This window comes from Bacillus mycoides (genome assembly GCF_018742245.1).
GTDB lineage: Bacteria > Bacillota > Bacilli > Bacillales > Bacillaceae_G > Bacillus_A > Bacillus_A cereus_U.
In genome coordinates, this window is the sequence record NZ_CP036132.1 from 1,699,014 (window position 1) to 1,714,533 (window position 15,520).

Sequence of the window (15,520 nt, forward strand, 5' to 3'; positions counted from 1 at the left end):
TAATGCGGGATAAAGGGAGTGAGTTTGTTTCATACTAACATACAGATATTGCACTTAAAGGAGCATTTGTATGGGAAACTCACATGATCACGGTCATTCAAAAAATAAAAAGGCGTTACTAATTGCCTTCCTATTAACGACCAGCTTTATGATTGCTGAAGTTATTGGTGGGTTTGTAACGAATAGTTTAGCACTATTATCTGACGCGGGGCATATGTTAAGTGATGCAGTATCTCTCGCTTTAAGCTTACTTGCCTTCAAGCTTGGAGAGAAGACAGCAACGACTGCAAAAACATACGGGTATAAGCGTGTCGAAATGTTAGCGGCATTATGTAACGGTGTCGTTCTTATTGTCATTTCAGTATATATTTTTATTGAAGCAATTCGTCGTTTTAAAGAGCCAGTGGAGATTGCTAGTAATGGAATGCTCATTATTGCTGTACTTGGTTTGCTTATTAATATTTTATCAGCTTGGATATTAATGAGAGCCGGAGATGTGAAAGGGAATTTGAATTTAAGAAGTGCTTTCTTACACGTACTAGGCGATTTATTAGGTTCAGTCGGAGCAATTATTGCTGCGTTGCTTATTAAATTTTTTGATTGGAATGCCGCAGATGCGGTTGCTAGTATTCTTGTGTCAATTTTAGTTATTATAAGTGGATGGCGTGTAACACGTGATACAGTTCATATATTAATGGAAGGCGCACCACAGCACATAGATGCTGAAGAGGTGAAAAATACATTATTAAATATTACTATTGTAAAAGAAGTTCATGATTTACATATATGGTCCGTAACATCAGATTTTCAAGTACTAACTTGCCATCTTATTATTAAAGGTAATGAAACGCAAAGTGTATTGAAAGAAGCAACGGATGTATTAAAGGAAAAATTTCATGTAGAACATGTCACCATTCAAGTTGAAATTGAGGGTGAATTTAACCATAGTGAGACAACTTGCAAAGTATGAAAGAAAAAGGATATGAAAAAGTGTCATAACATTTTTCGCGTGGCATACATATATATAATGTGGCCACAAATACTTTGTAAGGTAAATATTTCATAAGATTACTTTACTTATTAAGAATCATCTTTTATAATCAAAAGTGGTAATTGATAAAGATTATCATTTTCAATGATCGTGGAAAGGAGTTTTTTAAAAGATGAGTAGTCAACTCCGTTTTGCTGTTGAAAATCGTAAGAGGCATTTAATTGATGAGTTAATTGGAGCAGGTGTGTTTAAGATTCGCGAACGACAATTATACGAGCTGTCTTTAGAGGAATTGGAAAAAGAGTACGAGTATATTGAAGAATTTGCAGACATTCAGGCATAGCCATATAGAGTAGTAAAGAAAGAGCATGTTACATAAAAGTGTAACATGCTCTTTTTTGATTATGGAAAAATATTGTAGATCGGTTGGTGTTAAAATGCTAGCAAGATTTTTGATTTGATTTTTTTCAGCTGCAGGTAATGCCGCAATCCATCCACCAGCCCCTTGTATTGTAATAAATGATGTGTGTTCTTTTGGGTAAGGGGAAATATAGTAGTACATATGAACTGAGAACAGCAGTGGAAATCTTTGTTGTGGCAAATATTAAAAAAGTTATTATTAGATAGTTTTTTCGAAAGAAATAAAAATACAACATTTTTTATATTTTTCATTGCGAAAAGCGCAATCTACTTTTACAATAGAAAGGGTTGTGAATATATTATACTGAAAAAATAAATCGAAATAATATGAAAATTTTGTTTTGTCTTCGCTAATTGTATACTACATACACGTAAGACGACATACATCATGTTATCGACTTGTAAGGAGAGAAAAAAATGAAAAGTGTAAGATTACCCTCGATGCTAGAAATCATCATTCTTTTATTCCTATTTCTTGCTGTCGTCTTTTCCTTCCAAACGATTTTTGATCTCCCAATTCAATTAGCGCTATTTATTTCATGGTTTTTAGTTATTGCGCTTGGATTAAGGTTAGGATTTCGTTATCAAGAATTGCAAGATGCAATTACGAAAGGGATTTCTAATGGATTAGAAGCAATTCTTATTTTAGTTGCAGTTGGATCTTTAATTGGAACATGGATTGCTGGTGGGGTTGTACCTACATTAATTTATTATGGATTAGAATTCATTCACCCTAGCATATTCTTATTGGCAACTTTAATTATTTGTTCAATAACTTCTATCGCGACAGGAACATCATGGGGAACAGTTGGAACAGCTGGTATTGCTATGATGGCGATTGGGGAAGGGCTTGGATTACCACTTCCGCTTGTTGCAGGTGCAGTTCTTTCAGGAGCTTATTTTGGAGACAAATTATCACCACTTTCTGATAGCACAGTTCTTGCAGCTTCTATGGCAAAAGTAGATGTTATTGCTCACGTTCGAGCTATGCTCGTATTAGACGTTCCAGCTTTTATTATTACCAGCATTATGTTTACTGTTGCTGGATGGATGTATGGCGGGGATAATGTAGATTTAAATAGAGTAGAGTTTTTAAAAGAAGCTTTATTAAAGCAATTTGATATTAAAATATGGATGCTTGTTCCGGCTGTAATCGTTATTGTGCTATTGGCGCTGAAGAAACCTTCTATGCCAACAATTGCTATGGGAGCTTTAATTGGTGCAATTTGGGCAACTCTTTTCCAAGGGATGCACTTTGGAGAGGCAATTGGAACAGCATATAACGGATTCTCAATTCAATCTGGTGTCGAATTTGTCGATAAGTTATTAAACCGTGGTGGAATTAACGGTATGCTTAGTTCAGTAGCCGTTATTATTTTCGGCTTAGGTTTTGGTGGACTACTTGAAAAGCTAGGTGTTTTAAAAGTAATCGTATCAAAATTTGAGAAGAAATTAAATTCTGCAGGTAATGTAACATTGTCTACATTAATCGTGGCATTCTTAGCTAATATATTTGGTTGTGCGATGTATGTATCACTTATTTTAACACCGAAAATTATGGAAGATAGCTATGATAAATTAAAAATAGATCGCCGTGTATTAGCACGTAACTCAGAAGTAGGTGGAACGTTAACTTCTGGTATGGTTCCGTGGTCGGATAATGGTATTTTTATGGCTGGTATTTTAGGTGTGGCAACGTTCTCATACGTTCCGTTTATGTGGTTAAGCTTCGTTTCATTAATTTTGGCAGTTATTTACGGATATACAGGAAAATTCATTTGGTATGTAGATGACGCTGAAAAAGGAAAACAAGCATCATAAAAAAATACCTTCTGCGGTGGCAGAAGGTATTTTTTTTATACATACGAGTGAGAATTCTTATCATTTGAATGAAAGTCTGTTAAAATGAGAAATGTAGGTATTTTATTTTCAAGGGGATGAAAAAATGGAGTACAGAATTGAAAGAGATACATTAGGAGAAATGAAAGTTCCAGCTGATAAATTATGGGCAGCACAAACACAGCGTAGTAAGGAAAATTTTCCGATTGGAACAGAGCATATGCCGCTTGAAATTGTAAAAGCATTTGCGATTTTAAAGAAGAGTGCAGCGATTAGCAATCAAAAATTAGGGAAGTTATCAGAAGAAAAAGCACAAGCAATTGTGGAAGCTGCTGATGAAGTTATCGCAGAAAAATGGAATGAACATTTTCCACTTGTCGTATGGCAAACAGGTAGTGGTACACAATCGAATATGAATGTAAATGAAGTAATTGCAAACCGCGGTAATCAAATTTTGAAAGAAAAGGGATCTGACGTACATATTCATCCGAATGATGACGTGAACATGTCTCAAAGTTCAAATGATACGTTCCCAACAGCACTTCATGTAGCGTGTGTAATTGCGGTAGAAAATCATGTATTGCCAGCTATTACGAAATTAAAAGAAACATTAGCAGAAAAAGTAACTGCATTTGAACATATTATTAAAATCGGTCGTACACATTTACAAGATGCAACACCGTTAACGTTAGGACAAGAAATTAGCGGATGGCACCGTATGCTTGAAAAAACAGAGCGTATGATTGCAGATAGCAATACATATATGAAAGAATTAGCAATTGGTGGTACTGCGGTTGGAACTGGAATTAATGCGCACCCTAAATTTGGTGAGATGGTAGCAGAAGAAATTAGTCTGTTTACAGGTAAACAATTTGTTTCTGCACCAAATAAATTCCATGCGTTAACGAGCCATGATGAAGTTGTATTTGCACACGGAGCATTAAAAGCATTAGCTGCGGATTTAATGAAGATAGCTAACGATGTGCGCTGGCTTGCAAGTGGTCCGCGTAGTGGTCTTGGAGAAATTATTATTCCTGCAAATGAACCAGGAAGCTCTATTATGCCAGGGAAAGTAAATCCAACGCAAAGCGAAGCACTAACAATGGTTGTAGCACAAGTTATGGGGAATGACACAACAATCGGATTTGCTGCGAGCCAAGGTAATTTTGAGCTAAACGTATTCAAACCAGTTATTGCTTACAACTTCCTGCAATCTGCTCACTTATTAGCTGATGCAACCGTTTCATTTAATGATAAATGTGCAGTTGGTATTGAAGCAGATGAAGAAGTAATTAATGAAAATGTAAATCGTTCATTAATGCTTGTAACAGCGCTAAACCCACATATCGGGTATGAAAATGCCGCGAAAATTGCGAAGCATGCCCATAAAGAAGGGTTAACTTTAAAAGAAGCAGCATTGCAATCGGGATTACTAACAGAAGAGCAATTTGATGAAATTGTAGACCCGAAAAAAATGATTGCTCCGAAAGAATAATAGAAGAGGCCAAGGTTCTTACTTTAGAATCTTGGCTTTTTTATTGCATATTAATTTTTAATTCCTTGTGGAAAAGTAAATACGCATAAAGGGTCATATTTTTTACTAATTTTTCTTAATTTGTTCGCGTGTGTTCCGTAATAAGCGTTCATATAATCTTTCAAATCGCTGTATGGGAAATTGACGAATGAGCCTTCTGTTATGGATTCTATATAGTCAAATCGTTGTTCTAACCATTGGGAGTTATCCTTTTTAAAGATTGGATCTTCCCATATAGATTGAATGCCGATAATATAATGTGCATCACGGTAATAAAAAGCGGTCGCATCTTTATCTACATCCTGAACTTTTCCTCCAAGTGGATAGAGGCTTAAAGCTGCAAAAATACTGCCGGAAGCTCTATCTTCAATAAGACTAATAATTTTTTCGACTTCTTCCTCGTTATATTGTTTATGAACGAATCGACCTGTAGATTTAAATTGTTCATACGGTGGATATGAAGATTGTACAATGTCCATTGCTTCAAGAAAGCTGAGATATTGTAAATTCACCTTCACCCCGTTTATATTGACTAAATCTTGTAAAATGAATGCTGCATCTTCAGGGGTACCATAATATAAACCTCGTCCATATATTGCAAGTCCTTCCGCAGCAGAGTTGTATATGCTCGCACCAATTGTCATTTTACTATTTAAATTTACTAGCCAGCTTTGCCATGTGTGAAGAAATTCCTTTTGGATGTCTACTGAAGCGTTAGGCCAATATAGTTCAACGAAAGTAACTTTATCAACTATTGGAGGGAGCTTAAAAGTTAACGAAACAACGATGCCAAAATTTCCGCCACCTGCCCCGCGACAAGCCCAAAATAAGTCTTTATGGTAAGTTTCATTAGCTGTAATTACTTTACCTTTATAGTCGATTAATTCTAACTCTATTAAATTGTCACAACCAAGGCCGAAATACCTACTAGAATAGCCCCAACCTCCGCCTAAAGTGTATCCACTTACTCCAACAGTTGGACAAGTTCCGCCTGGAAATGGATAACCTTTTGAAGAGATAAAGTCATAGATTTGTTTATTTTGAACACCACCTTGAATGACTAATGTATTTTTATGTTCATTAAGCTGCATACAGTTCATTTTACTTATATCAATTACGAGGACGTTGTTTCCGGCAGAATACCCTTCATAATGGTGTCCACCAGAACGAATGCGAATAGAAATTTCATTTTTTCTCGCCCAAATAATCGCATTACTAACATCCCATTTCGTAAAACAATAAATGATAGCTAAAGGAAACTTTTGAATAGCTCGATTCCATTCTTGTCTAGCTTCTTCATACTCACAATCATATCTTGTAATAATTTCACCTGTTAACCCTTCATAACTTAACTCATGCATAATAAGCACCTTTCATTCATTTTGTGTAGAAGTTTACTTTTTTAGAAATAGTGTATGTTCGTATCGTTTGTTTGTGATGGAGGGGTAGTATCTTTATGTAATAAAAAATAGACTAACTATTGGGTAGTTAGCCTGAGGGGAGAATAAATATGTAAACGGCGGTTTTGCTTGGGGAGGATATTCAATTCTTATATAGTTATCCTAAAAGCATAGAACTGTCTCAAACAAAACTATTCATTTGAGGTGCTATTGATTATTTTCACATTTGGCCAGTTTTCTTTTAAGAGTGAAATGAATTTCTCCTCTTTTTGTGGTACGAAAGATGTTACTGAGTCGAATAAATTATAATGAATTTCTATTTGCTGTCTTGTCCAATTTTCTGAACGAAGCTTTTTACCAGAGTATTTAATGTGGCGTATATCTTCAAATGGAATTTCAGTACGGAGTATGAAACCATGTTTAACAACAAGGGCAGATTCCGTTATTTTGTAATGAGAAAAATAGAAAGAAGAGAGATTCACGATATTTAAGAGCATCATGAGAGTGAAAAAAATAGAATTATCATTTTGAAAGAATAGGGAAATGAAAAAAACAACTAAAAACAATGAGATTAAAATGATATGAAATGGATTTTTTTTCGCTTTAAATTTCAAGTGAATCACCTCGGTATACCAGTTATTAAAATAATTAAATCACAATATTGTAATGAAACGTAAAAATATGCAACATTACATATTTTTACGTTTCATTATTCGTGTAAACTTTTTTTGATGGGGTAAATTTAAATGAAGTTTTACAAAAGTGGAGTTGCATACAATGATTTGCAGAAAAAGCATTAAAGTAATAGTCATAATTTGTTGTATGATGATGATTAGTGGTTGTTCAAATAGATTCGTTGAGGATGGAAATCGAAAACATGTATTTGTACAAGCAAGTAAAGTTTTAGTAGAGGTTGTTTATAAAATATATAAAAGGTAAAAGGTGTTTCCATATACGGAAACACCTTTTTGGTAGTTAAAATTGAATGCTGGAAGGGTCTTGAATAGTAGTCATGTTTTGTTTCACATCCCATAATAATTAGTTTGTTAAAATACATTCGTTTTTCGGTGTGATAAGTCCTATTTATCATAGTTAGATAAACATTTTTATAAAAGTTTGTAAAATAGGTAAACGAAACATTGAAATGTTTACTTTTTATATGTTAAGATGATGAAGTGATAATAAACGTTATTGTAATTTGTTTGTTTTTAAATAAACATTTTGAAGGAGTGTTTAGTATGAGTGATATATCAGAGAAGTTTTGGGATGCGTCGGTAGAGGAATTGAAGAAAGGGTATGTATTTGACGAGGTAGCAGAGGAGTATATTTGTTTAGCTTGTGGAGAAACGTTTATTAAAGGGGTTATTTATCAAGAAAATCAAGTTTTGTATGAAGCAGAGAAGTTTGTACAGTTGCATATTCAAAATGAGCATACGTCTATGTTTGAATATTTATTAAATCTTGATAAGAAGTTTACAGGTTTAACTGATTTGCAAAAGAAAATGGTTCAGTTTTTCCATATGGGACTTAACGATAAAGAGATTGTAAAAGAAATGGACGGCGGGAGCACGTCGACGATTCGCAATCATCGATTTACATTGCGAGAGAAAATGAAGCAAGCGAAAGTATTTTTAGCGTTAATGGAATTGTCAGAAGAAAAATCAAAAGTTCAAACTAAATTTGTACCGATTCATAGAACAGCTACGATGGTGGATGATCGATACAATATTACAGAGGAAGAAAATGCTGAAGTTTTAACAACGCATTTTACAGAAGGTTTGGATGGACCGCTTTCTAAATTTCCGAAAAAGCAAAAGCGTAAATTAATTATATTACGTCATTTAGCGAAGAAATTCGATAGTAATAAAAAGTATACTGAAAAAGAAGTAAATACAGTTTTAGAAAATATATATCCGGATTTTGTAACTTTGAGAAGATATTTAATTGAATATGGTTTTTTAGATAGAACAGCTGATGGAAGCCAATATTGGGTGAAGTTATAAGAATGAAGAGAAGAAAATGAATAGAAGCACATCATAAAAACAACTATACAAAGAGATAGAGGATTACAGATACGAAAAATATGTTAAAGTTCTATGATGAATTTGAAAATAGTGAGTGGAAGAAGAATTTACTTTAACGAGCAAACAGTATAGAAATGGTTGGAGTAATTACAACTATTTGAGCACGGATATAACCGTGCAGAAATTAATAAAAGGAGAAATGAAATTTGAAACCACCTACAGATAACAATAAAGAAGGTGTAGAGTCACAGCAGTCAGAAACGGAACATAAGCCGATATGGAAATCGATGTCCATGTTTTTAGTACCGTTACTTTTAAGTAATGTATTACAGTCAGTTGGACAGTTATTTGGAATGGTAGTAGTAGGAAGATGGCTTGGCGTAAATGATCTAGCAGCTATATCGGCATTCTTCCCGTTATTTTTCCTGCTCGTTTCATTTGTAATTGGAATTGGTTCTGGTAGTTCAATTTTAATTGGTCAGGCATTTGGTGCTAAAAATGAAGAACGTTTAAAAGCTATCGTTGGTACGACGCTTACGTTTACTTTTATTATCGGAGTCGTGTTGGCGATAATAGGTAGTATTTTTGCGATGGATATTATGCGCCTTATGGGAACACCAGAAAATATTATTGGAATAAGTGTGCATTACGCAAGAATTTTATTTATATCTATGCCAGTATTATTTTTATATTTTGCATACACAACATTTATGAGAGGTACAGGAGATTCTAAAACGCCATTTTACTTTTTAATCGTTAGTACAGCGCTAAATATGATCTTATTACCAATTCTTATTTTTGGCTGGTTAGGAGCTCCGAAATTAGATGTTTACGGAGCAGCCTATGCTTCAGTTATATCTACAGTTATTACGTTTATTGTCATGCTATTGTATTTAAAGAAGAAAAATCATCCACTACAATTAGACGGGACAGTAAGAAAATATCTTCGTATGGACTGGGAGTTATTAAAGTTATTGTTACGACTTGGTATTCCAGCGAGTATTAATATGATATTAGTTTCATTATCAGAAATTGCAGTAATTGCATTTGTGAATCGCTATGGATCAGATGCAACAGCGGCGTATGGTGTTGTGAACCAAGTTGCAAGTTATGTACAAATGCCGGCAGTTAGTCTCGGCATTACCGTATCAATTTTTGCGGCGCAATCAATTGGTGCGAACCAATTTGATCGATTACAGAAAGTTGTTAAGGCCGGAATCATCATGAATTATATTATTGGTGGTGTATTAATATCTCTTATTTACTTGTTCTCAAGAGATATTTTAGCACTATTTTTGACAAGTCAAAATACAATTGACATTGCTCATAGTCTAATCATGATTACATTATGGAGCTACTTAATTTTCGGTCATGCACAAATTATTAGTGCGACAATGCGAGCAAGTGGTACTGTACTATGGCCAACTGTAATCAGTGTTGTATCAATTTGGCTTGTTGAAGTACCTGTAGCGTATTATCTTTCTTACCATACGAGTCTTGGTATAGAAGGAATTTGGATTGGATACCCAGCGGCATTCATCGTCAGTTTAATATTACAGTATGCATATTATAAGCTTTCATGGCAGAAGAAACGAATTACACGATTAGTGAGTTAAAAGATGAAAATGTCCCTAAGTCATTATACTTAGGGACATTTTTCGTTAATGAATGCTTATAAATAACTTTTTAAAGTTATATCAAAATGTTGTCTAATGAGTTTTCCATTATTCATATAAAACTCCCAAGCTGTATCTGGCTCACCGATAATTTCAAATGAACCTTCGGTAATATATAAAGCGCAATTATCTTCTAATGCAATGCCCTCTATATTACCTTGGTGAGTTTGTAAAAACGTATGGAAGGCATTCATTCTATTTAATTGATTGTAATGGGGGCAAAATCTTTTATTAACAATACTCCAGCCACTACTTTCTATATAACCGGAACCTTCATAATCTGAACGAATGCTAGATGTGAACCAGCACATCGCACCGGCACTATATCCTGCAATAAGTGTTCCGCGTTTTAAAGCAAATAGTAACTTTTCATCTAGTTTATGTTCTTTCCATTGTTCAAGCATATGAACGTAATTCCCACCGCCAAGATAAATTAAATCGGCAGAATGAATCATCTCATCTATTTCATATTTAGTAGGTGTTTCGGTTATAAATCGTAAAATTTGAACCTCACAATGTAATCGCTTTTCAAACGTTTCTAAAAATAACTTTATATATCCTTCATCATCACGACTAGCTGTTGGAATGAATAATACTTTTGGGTATTGTTTATTTGTTAATTCTATAAGTCGTTCATTAATATGCAAGTGATTTGGATCGTGTAAATCACCGCCACCAATGACAGCTAATTTCATAGTAAAGCACCACCTAATAATATTTGTTATGTAAAAATTCGATAGCGGGGAGTTACATTCCTTCTGTGATTTAATGAATAAGGGGAAATAAAGTGAACAATATATTGAAATAGCATAAGGAGTTGATAGCTGTGGATAGAAAGGAATTAGAAGTAGTTTATCCCGCTATTTGCGGGCAGTAAGACTCCTGCTTCAAAATTCGGCTGGAGCAAAGCAGTTAGGTGGAAGCCCTGCTGCCCGTAAACGCCCGATTGGTGTGGGCTAATAATCAGTGGGGGATGAACAAAACCCCCACTGATTAAAGTTTCACTTTATTGATATATAATACTGGATAATATTGTTTCAAAGTATGGAAACAATATGTTTAAATGAATATAACGACGTACTAATTAATATTGAAAGAGTGTTTATATTTAAAAAGTACGGGGAATACCAGAGGTTTTACAAAAGTGGTTTTTACTTTTTATAGGGAATTACTTCATAATATGGTAAAATTATATTAATATATTTATTAGCGTAGAATGAAAAGAGGGAGCGTGAAAGAGTGGATTTTCGATTTGAGTTTGCAGCGAAGGTGAAAGAATATTTAGATGATGAAAAAGATGAAAAAATAATAAAAGATGGACACAGAGATATAATTTTTAAATATTTATATCCGTTAGAGAGTGAAATTGGCATTTTTAAAAATCCTAACTTTACTTTTTTTGCATCAGGAAGACGTTCACATATAGTATTAGAAAATATTGAATTTAAAACAGAAGTAAACGTAGAAAGTAATATAATTGAAATTACAAAAATAGTGGATAATGTGGTAATTCCATTAGATACTATCGTAGCAAAAGATCGGGAATTATTTGCACTCGGGCGTAATGAGAAATTTAGTGCGCAAATATTAGAATATTATCTCTATGATACATTTGGAGAGAAGTTAGGTTTACAATGAATCGAACGCGGTACAGATAACTAATTAGTGGAGATTAGGATCCATTTAAGTATCAGTTAATATCATTCATGTTTGACCTTCTATATATTTTATACTACAATCTGTAGTGTGAAAGGGGCCATACGATGTTTACTCAAAACTACAAGTTAAATGAGCAAGGGTTAAATCACTTTTTCGGACCGCTTGAAGCGAAAATAATGGAAATTGTTTGGGCTACTGAGGGTATTACCATTAAAGATGTGCAACAGAAATTAAGTGAAGAATCCCCGGTGAATTTTAATACTGTAATGACAGTTATGAACAGATTAGTAGAGAAAGCACATTTAGAAAAGCATATCGTGAAAAGAAGTGGTATGTATCGTACTACACAAACGAAAGAAGAATTTTTATCTAATCAAACGAAGAAAATGACACAAGAATTAATGGGTGAATTTGGAAATCTTGTTGTGAACCATATGATAGATGAATTAGAACAAGCTGATCCATCTTTAATAAAAAAATTAGAAGAGAAATTAAGTCAGCTAAAAAAAGAGGACAGATAAAATGAAGTGGCAAATGCGTAAAATCGTTTTGTTAGCAGTGACTACTAGTGTTCTTTTTTTTAGTATGTTAATGTACTACGTTACATACCCATTTCTTTTTCAAAATAAAGCATTTTTCCTTTCACAATTTTGTTTATTTGAATTACAAAAGCATATGAGGGAACTATCAATACTTCGTATAATGATAGCCGGATTACTGTTATTTACTGTAATCATTATAAGTAAAAGAATTTGGAAGCAGTTTTTTTATAGTAAAAAATTGAAAAAAAGTCTCGTGTCTATTACTAGAAAAGGAAAGCAAGTGTACGTATTATCAACGTTACAGATTACGGCATTTACAATTGGGTTATTTCGACCGAAAATTGTTATTTCAGAAGGAATGTTTCAGGCGTTTTCAGAGGAAGAAATTGATGCGATTGTATTACATGAGGAATATCATCAAAAAAATCGAGATCCATTAAAGTTATTTTTCTTTACATTGTTAGCTGAAGGAATGATGTACATTCCTATATTAAAAGGAATGCTGCAGCGTTATCATGTCTATCAGGAGCTATCAGCTGATAAATATGCGATGCAAAAAATGAAATCTTCATTTGAGCTAGGTAGTGCATTATTAAAGTTAATTAAAATAAAGACGATGGAAAATCAATGTATTACAGCTTCGTTTGCGAAAACTGCAATTAATTTACGAATTGAGCAAGTGTTGAATGAGAAAGTTATTAAGTTGAATATACCATTACATACGAATTCAGTATATGTAACGTTAGGGCTATTTTGTATGTCGATTGTACTTATTGTCGGAGAGTGCATATAGCCTCTTTTTTTTAACAGTTAACACTACGTTTCGTAGTGTATTTAGGGGGAATAAAATGAATGCGGCGGATTTAACAATTTGGCTAGTAGTAGGGGCTGGGGTGCTTTCATTTATATCACCATGTTCTTTACCGCTATATCCATCTTATTTATCATATATTACAGGTGTTTCTATTCAAGATTTAAAAGAAAATCGTGGAATTATGCAAAAGTCAGCGATTATACATACAGTATTTTTTATGATCGGTTTCTCGGTTATTTTTTATGCATTAGGTTTATCAGTAAGCTGGATTGGGATCACTTTTTCATCTAATCAAAAGCTGATTCAGCAAATTGGTGGAATATTTATTATTTTGATGGGGCTATTTATGACTGGAGTGATTCAGCCTAAGTGGCTTATGGCAGAGAAAAAAGTACAATATAGAAGTAAATCGACAGGATATATTCGCTCGATTTTGGTGGGTATGACATATGCAGCAGGATGGACACCGTGTGTTGGGCCAATATTTTCTGCGGTACTTATGCTCGGTGCGACCAATCCTGAAAGTGCGCTTCTGTATATTACAGCGTACACCCTTGGATTTGCAGTTCCGTTTTTCGTGATGGCATTTTTTATCGGAAAGGTAAAATGGATTGTTACATATGCCAATGTCATGATGAAAATTGGCGGTGGAATGATGATACTAACAGGGGTTTTATTATATACAAATCAAATGACGAAAATTACAGCATTCTTTATTCGTATATTTGGTGGATTTACAGGATTTTAGAAATGAGGAGGAAGAAAAGTGAAGAAACTAATTGCTATTATACTGGCCGGGGCACTAATTTGGGCAGGGGTTAATTTTTATAATACAAAGAAAGAAGAAAAAGAAAGAAAAGCGAAACAAGCGGAGTTACAAGAAAAAGAAGTATTGCCACAAGTGGGATTTAAAGCACCAAACATAACATTAAAAGGATTGGACGGGAAGCTGTATTCGTTAAATGATGCAAAGGGAAAACCATATGTTATTAATTTTTGGGCATCGTGGTGTGGCCCATGTGAAATGGAGGCTCCTGACTTAGTTCGTTTGTATGATAAGTATAAAAAGGATGTTGAAATCTTTGCGGTAAATGCAACAATCGGGGATCCAGTACAAGAAGCGAGCGCATTCGCAGATCGCCACGGATTTAAATTTCCAGTTCTATTAGATATGGACGGAGTAGCTGGATTAGATTATAAAGTATTCTCTTTACCAACGACATTTTTTGTTAATAAAGATGGAATTATTGTAGATCAGGCACGAGGTGTATTACCTCCAGATCAATTAGAAGAGAAGTTTAAGAAAATAATTGAGAATTAAGAGGGGATTTCATAGTGATGGAGTGGATGGTGAGGTTACAACCCGTTTCTCTTATAATAGGAAGTCTATTTGGATTTACTCTGATGAAACTAAGGATGAAAAAGCAAAATATTCAATATGAAAAAATGATGGATGCAGTAACGAATGGTCTTCTCATCATTGTATTAGTATGGAAATTCGCACCGGCAATTTTAAATCCAGTATGGGCCATTGGGGCGCCGGTGCAAGCATTATTAGCTGTAGGAAGTATTCAACATATTATAGTAGGTTTTATTATGGCTAGTATATACATTGTTTGGAAAAGTAAAAAAGAGCAATTTTCTCTTCGAATTTTACTTGATACATTGCCCTTCGGATTGTGTGTGAGTATTATCTTTTATTTTCTATTCCATCAAGAAGTAGGTATACAAACGACACTCCCATGGGGGATGAAAATATATGAATCAAAATTTTTGTATCATCCTATTTTCATGTATGAGATTATACTCGCACTCGGTATAATTGGCTCGTTATGGATTAAAAATGAAAGAGTAGGGAATGGAAAGAATATAAGCTTTTTTCTAATTTGCGAGGGAATTGCTCATATCATTATTTCGCTTATTAGTGAACAAAATTCAGTTCTATTTGGTCTTTCAATACAGCAAATACTCAGTTTTTTTGTTATTAGTTTAGGGATTTTATTAGTACCAAAAAAATAAAAATAGCCATGTACGGAGAGCATCCATGCATGGCTATTTTTTTATCATCACATGAATTAAAAAATCGGCGGAGTAACAGAGAATAAAACAATCGCATTTTTCTCGAATTGATTTACCCATTTATGTTTTAAATAAGCTGGTATTTTTACGCTATCACCAGTTTCTAATGTGTATTCTTCTTCATTTAAGTGCAATGTGATTTTCCCATCTAATACAAATGCTAATTCTTCTCCTTTATGTTCTAGAACATTTTCTGATGAAGCAGTATTCGGTGGGATAGTCATAATTGCTGTTGCTAAATTTCCTGTGAAATCAGGTGATAACAATTCATATGATAAATTATCGATAATCATTTTTTTTCTTTTATTAGAACGTACGATTAAATCGTCTGTATTAGTTTCTTCAAGTAAAAAACTAAATGTTGGAACATCAAGAGCTTTTGCGAGTACCTTTAATGTTTGAATGGAAGGGTTAGCAGAACCATGTTCAATTTGACTAAGCATTGATGGTGTGATTTCGGCCATCTTTGCTAGTTCTTTACTAGTTAATCCTTTTTCTTTTCTTTGTTTTTCAATTTTTTTACCGATATCTATATTTTCCAT

17 protein-coding genes are annotated in these 15,520 nt (G+C 33.8%); 13 read left to right on the forward strand and 4 right to left on the reverse strand.

From position 1 onward, the window contains the following. Positions 1-70: 70 nt before the first annotated feature. The 4 genes from EXW56_RS08690 (at position 71) to fumC (ending at position 4,745) form a co-directional block, all read left to right on the forward strand. The gene (locus EXW56_RS08690; protein WP_002200987.1) at positions 71-970 is read left to right on the forward strand and encodes a cation diffusion facilitator family transporter; all 900 of its coding nucleotides are present in this window, start codon (positions 71-73) and stop codon (positions 968-970) included. A gap of 193 nt (positions 971-1,163) precedes the next feature. After that, positions 1,164-1,334, forward strand: coding sequence for a Fur-regulated basic protein FbpA (gene fbpA / locus EXW56_RS08695; protein ID WP_002200986.1), 171 nt, complete (start codon positions 1,164-1,166; stop codon positions 1,332-1,334). Positions 1,335-1,828: 494 nt separating this feature from the next. Beyond that, entirely contained in the window at positions 1,829-3,232 is a 1,404-nt protein-coding gene (gene nhaC / locus EXW56_RS08700) for a Na+/H+ antiporter NhaC (RefSeq protein WP_002200985.1), read from the forward strand. 124 nt (positions 3,233-3,356) lie between these two features. Beyond that, positions 3,357-4,745: a class II fumarate hydratase gene (fumC, locus tag EXW56_RS08705; protein ID WP_002064705.1), complete on the forward strand. Its 1,389-nt coding sequence runs from the start codon at positions 3,357-3,359 to the stop codon at positions 4,743-4,745. A gap of 50 nt (positions 4,746-4,795) precedes the next feature. On the opposite strand, the gene EXW56_RS08710 is transcribed toward fumC, so the two are convergent. Together EXW56_RS08710 and EXW56_RS08715 are read right to left on the reverse strand one after the other, a co-directional pair. Next, complete coding sequence (locus EXW56_RS08710; RefSeq protein WP_215597368.1) at positions 4,796-6,145, reverse strand: FAD-binding oxidoreductase; 1,350 nt, start codon at positions 6,143-6,145, stop codon at positions 4,796-4,798. Positions 6,146-6,375: 230 nt separating this feature from the next. Continuing rightward, positions 6,376-6,798, reverse strand: a complete 423-nt coding sequence (locus EXW56_RS08715) for a PH domain-containing protein (RefSeq protein ID WP_002200982.1) — start codon at positions 6,796-6,798, stop codon at positions 6,376-6,378. Between the two features lie 163 nt (positions 6,799-6,961). Here EXW56_RS08715 and EXW56_RS08720 point away from each other — a divergent pair, with 163 nt between their 5' ends. The 3 genes from EXW56_RS08720 (at position 6,962) to EXW56_RS08730 (ending at position 9,824) form a co-directional block, all read left to right on the forward strand. Beyond that, a complete protein-coding gene (locus EXW56_RS08720; protein ID WP_002158431.1) occupies positions 6,962-7,123 on the forward strand; it encodes a hypothetical protein in 162 nt (53 codons plus the stop codon). Between the two features lie 299 nt (positions 7,124-7,422). After that, a complete protein-coding gene (locus EXW56_RS08725) occupies positions 7,423-8,187 on the forward strand; it encodes a DUF2087 domain-containing protein (protein WP_070169986.1) in 765 nt (254 codons plus the stop codon). A gap of 227 nt (positions 8,188-8,414) precedes the next feature. Further along, positions 8,415-9,824 carry an MATE family efflux transporter gene (locus tag EXW56_RS08730; RefSeq protein ID WP_215597369.1) on the forward strand — a complete coding sequence of 470 codons (1,410 nt, stop codon included), beginning with the start codon at positions 8,415-8,417 and terminating at the stop codon, positions 9,822-9,824. 56 nt (positions 9,825-9,880) lie between these two features. Here EXW56_RS08730 and EXW56_RS08735 read toward each other — a convergent pair whose 3' ends face one another. Beyond that, positions 9,881-10,579, reverse strand: coding sequence for a peptidase E (locus tag EXW56_RS08735; RefSeq protein ID WP_002200980.1), 699 nt, complete (start codon positions 10,577-10,579; stop codon positions 9,881-9,883). A gap of 544 nt (positions 10,580-11,123) precedes the next feature. Between EXW56_RS08735 and EXW56_RS08740 the strand changes: the two genes are divergently transcribed. The 6 genes from EXW56_RS08740 to EXW56_RS08765 all read left to right on the forward strand — a co-directional run bounded on the left by EXW56_RS08740 (position 11,124) and on the right by EXW56_RS08765 (position 14,918). Continuing rightward, the gene (locus EXW56_RS08740) at positions 11,124-11,522 is read left to right on the forward strand and encodes a DUF3942 family protein (RefSeq protein WP_002158427.1); all 399 of its coding nucleotides are present in this window, start codon (positions 11,124-11,126) and stop codon (positions 11,520-11,522) included. A gap of 125 nt (positions 11,523-11,647) precedes the next feature. Continuing rightward, the gene (locus EXW56_RS08745) at positions 11,648-12,064 is read left to right on the forward strand and encodes a BlaI/MecI/CopY family transcriptional regulator (RefSeq protein WP_002200979.1); all 417 of its coding nucleotides are present in this window, start codon (positions 11,648-11,650) and stop codon (positions 12,062-12,064) included. Between the two features lies 1 nt (position 12,065). After that, positions 12,066-12,878, forward strand: a complete 813-nt coding sequence (locus EXW56_RS08750) for a M56 family metallopeptidase (protein WP_098988074.1) — start codon at positions 12,066-12,068, stop codon at positions 12,876-12,878. Between the two features lie 55 nt (positions 12,879-12,933). Further along, complete coding sequence (gene ccdA / locus EXW56_RS08755; RefSeq protein ID WP_098988075.1) at positions 12,934-13,647, forward strand: cytochrome c-type biogenesis protein CcdA; 714 nt, start codon at positions 12,934-12,936, stop codon at positions 13,645-13,647. 18 nt (positions 13,648-13,665) lie between these two features. Beyond that, a complete protein-coding gene (locus EXW56_RS08760; RefSeq protein WP_002200976.1) occupies positions 13,666-14,220 on the forward strand; it encodes a TlpA family protein disulfide reductase in 555 nt (184 codons plus the stop codon). Positions 14,221-14,234: 14 nt separating this feature from the next. Further along, positions 14,235-14,918: a prolipoprotein diacylglyceryl transferase family protein gene (locus EXW56_RS08765; RefSeq protein ID WP_141558660.1), complete on the forward strand. Its 684-nt coding sequence runs from the start codon at positions 14,235-14,237 to the stop codon at positions 14,916-14,918. 56 nt (positions 14,919-14,974) lie between these two features. Here the strand turns inward: EXW56_RS08765 and EXW56_RS08770 are convergent, their stop codons facing one another. Then, entirely contained in the window at positions 14,975-15,520 is a 546-nt protein-coding gene (locus EXW56_RS08770; protein WP_002158420.1) for a helix-turn-helix domain-containing protein, read from the reverse strand.

Coding starts and splice junctions, on each gene's coding strand:
- EXW56_RS08750 (WP_098988074.1), top strand. CDS start 12,066: ATGAAGTGGCAAATGCGTAAAATCGTTTTGTTAGCAGTGACTACTAGT.
- EXW56_RS08720 (WP_002158431.1), top strand. CDS start 6,962: ATGATTTGCAGAAAAAGCATTAAAGTAATAGTCATAATTTGTTGTATG.
- nhaC (WP_002200985.1), top strand. CDS start 1,829: ATGAAAAGTGTAAGATTACCCTCGATGCTAGAAATCATCATTCTTTTA.
- fumC (WP_002064705.1), top strand. CDS start 3,357: ATGGAGTACAGAATTGAAAGAGATACATTAGGAGAAATGAAAGTTCCA.
- EXW56_RS08690 (WP_002200987.1), top strand. CDS start 71: ATGGGAAACTCACATGATCACGGTCATTCAAAAAATAAAAAGGCGTTA.
- fbpA (WP_002200986.1), top strand. CDS start 1,164: ATGAGTAGTCAACTCCGTTTTGCTGTTGAAAATCGTAAGAGGCATTTA.
- EXW56_RS08735 (WP_002200980.1), bottom strand. CDS start 10,579: ATGAAATTAGCTGTCATTGGTGGCGGTGATTTACACGATCCAAATCAC.
- EXW56_RS08770 (WP_002158420.1), bottom strand. CDS start 15,520: ATGGAAAATATAGATATCGGTAAAAAAATTGAAAAACAAAGAAAAGAA.
- EXW56_RS08725 (WP_070169986.1), top strand. CDS start 7,423: ATGAGTGATATATCAGAGAAGTTTTGGGATGCGTCGGTAGAGGAATTG.
- EXW56_RS08710 (WP_215597368.1), bottom strand. CDS start 6,145: ATGCATGAGTTAAGTTATGAAGGGTTAACAGGTGAAATTATTACAAGA.
- EXW56_RS08745 (WP_002200979.1), top strand. CDS start 11,648: ATGTTTACTCAAAACTACAAGTTAAATGAGCAAGGGTTAAATCACTTT.
- ccdA (WP_098988075.1), top strand. CDS start 12,934: ATGAATGCGGCGGATTTAACAATTTGGCTAGTAGTAGGGGCTGGGGTG.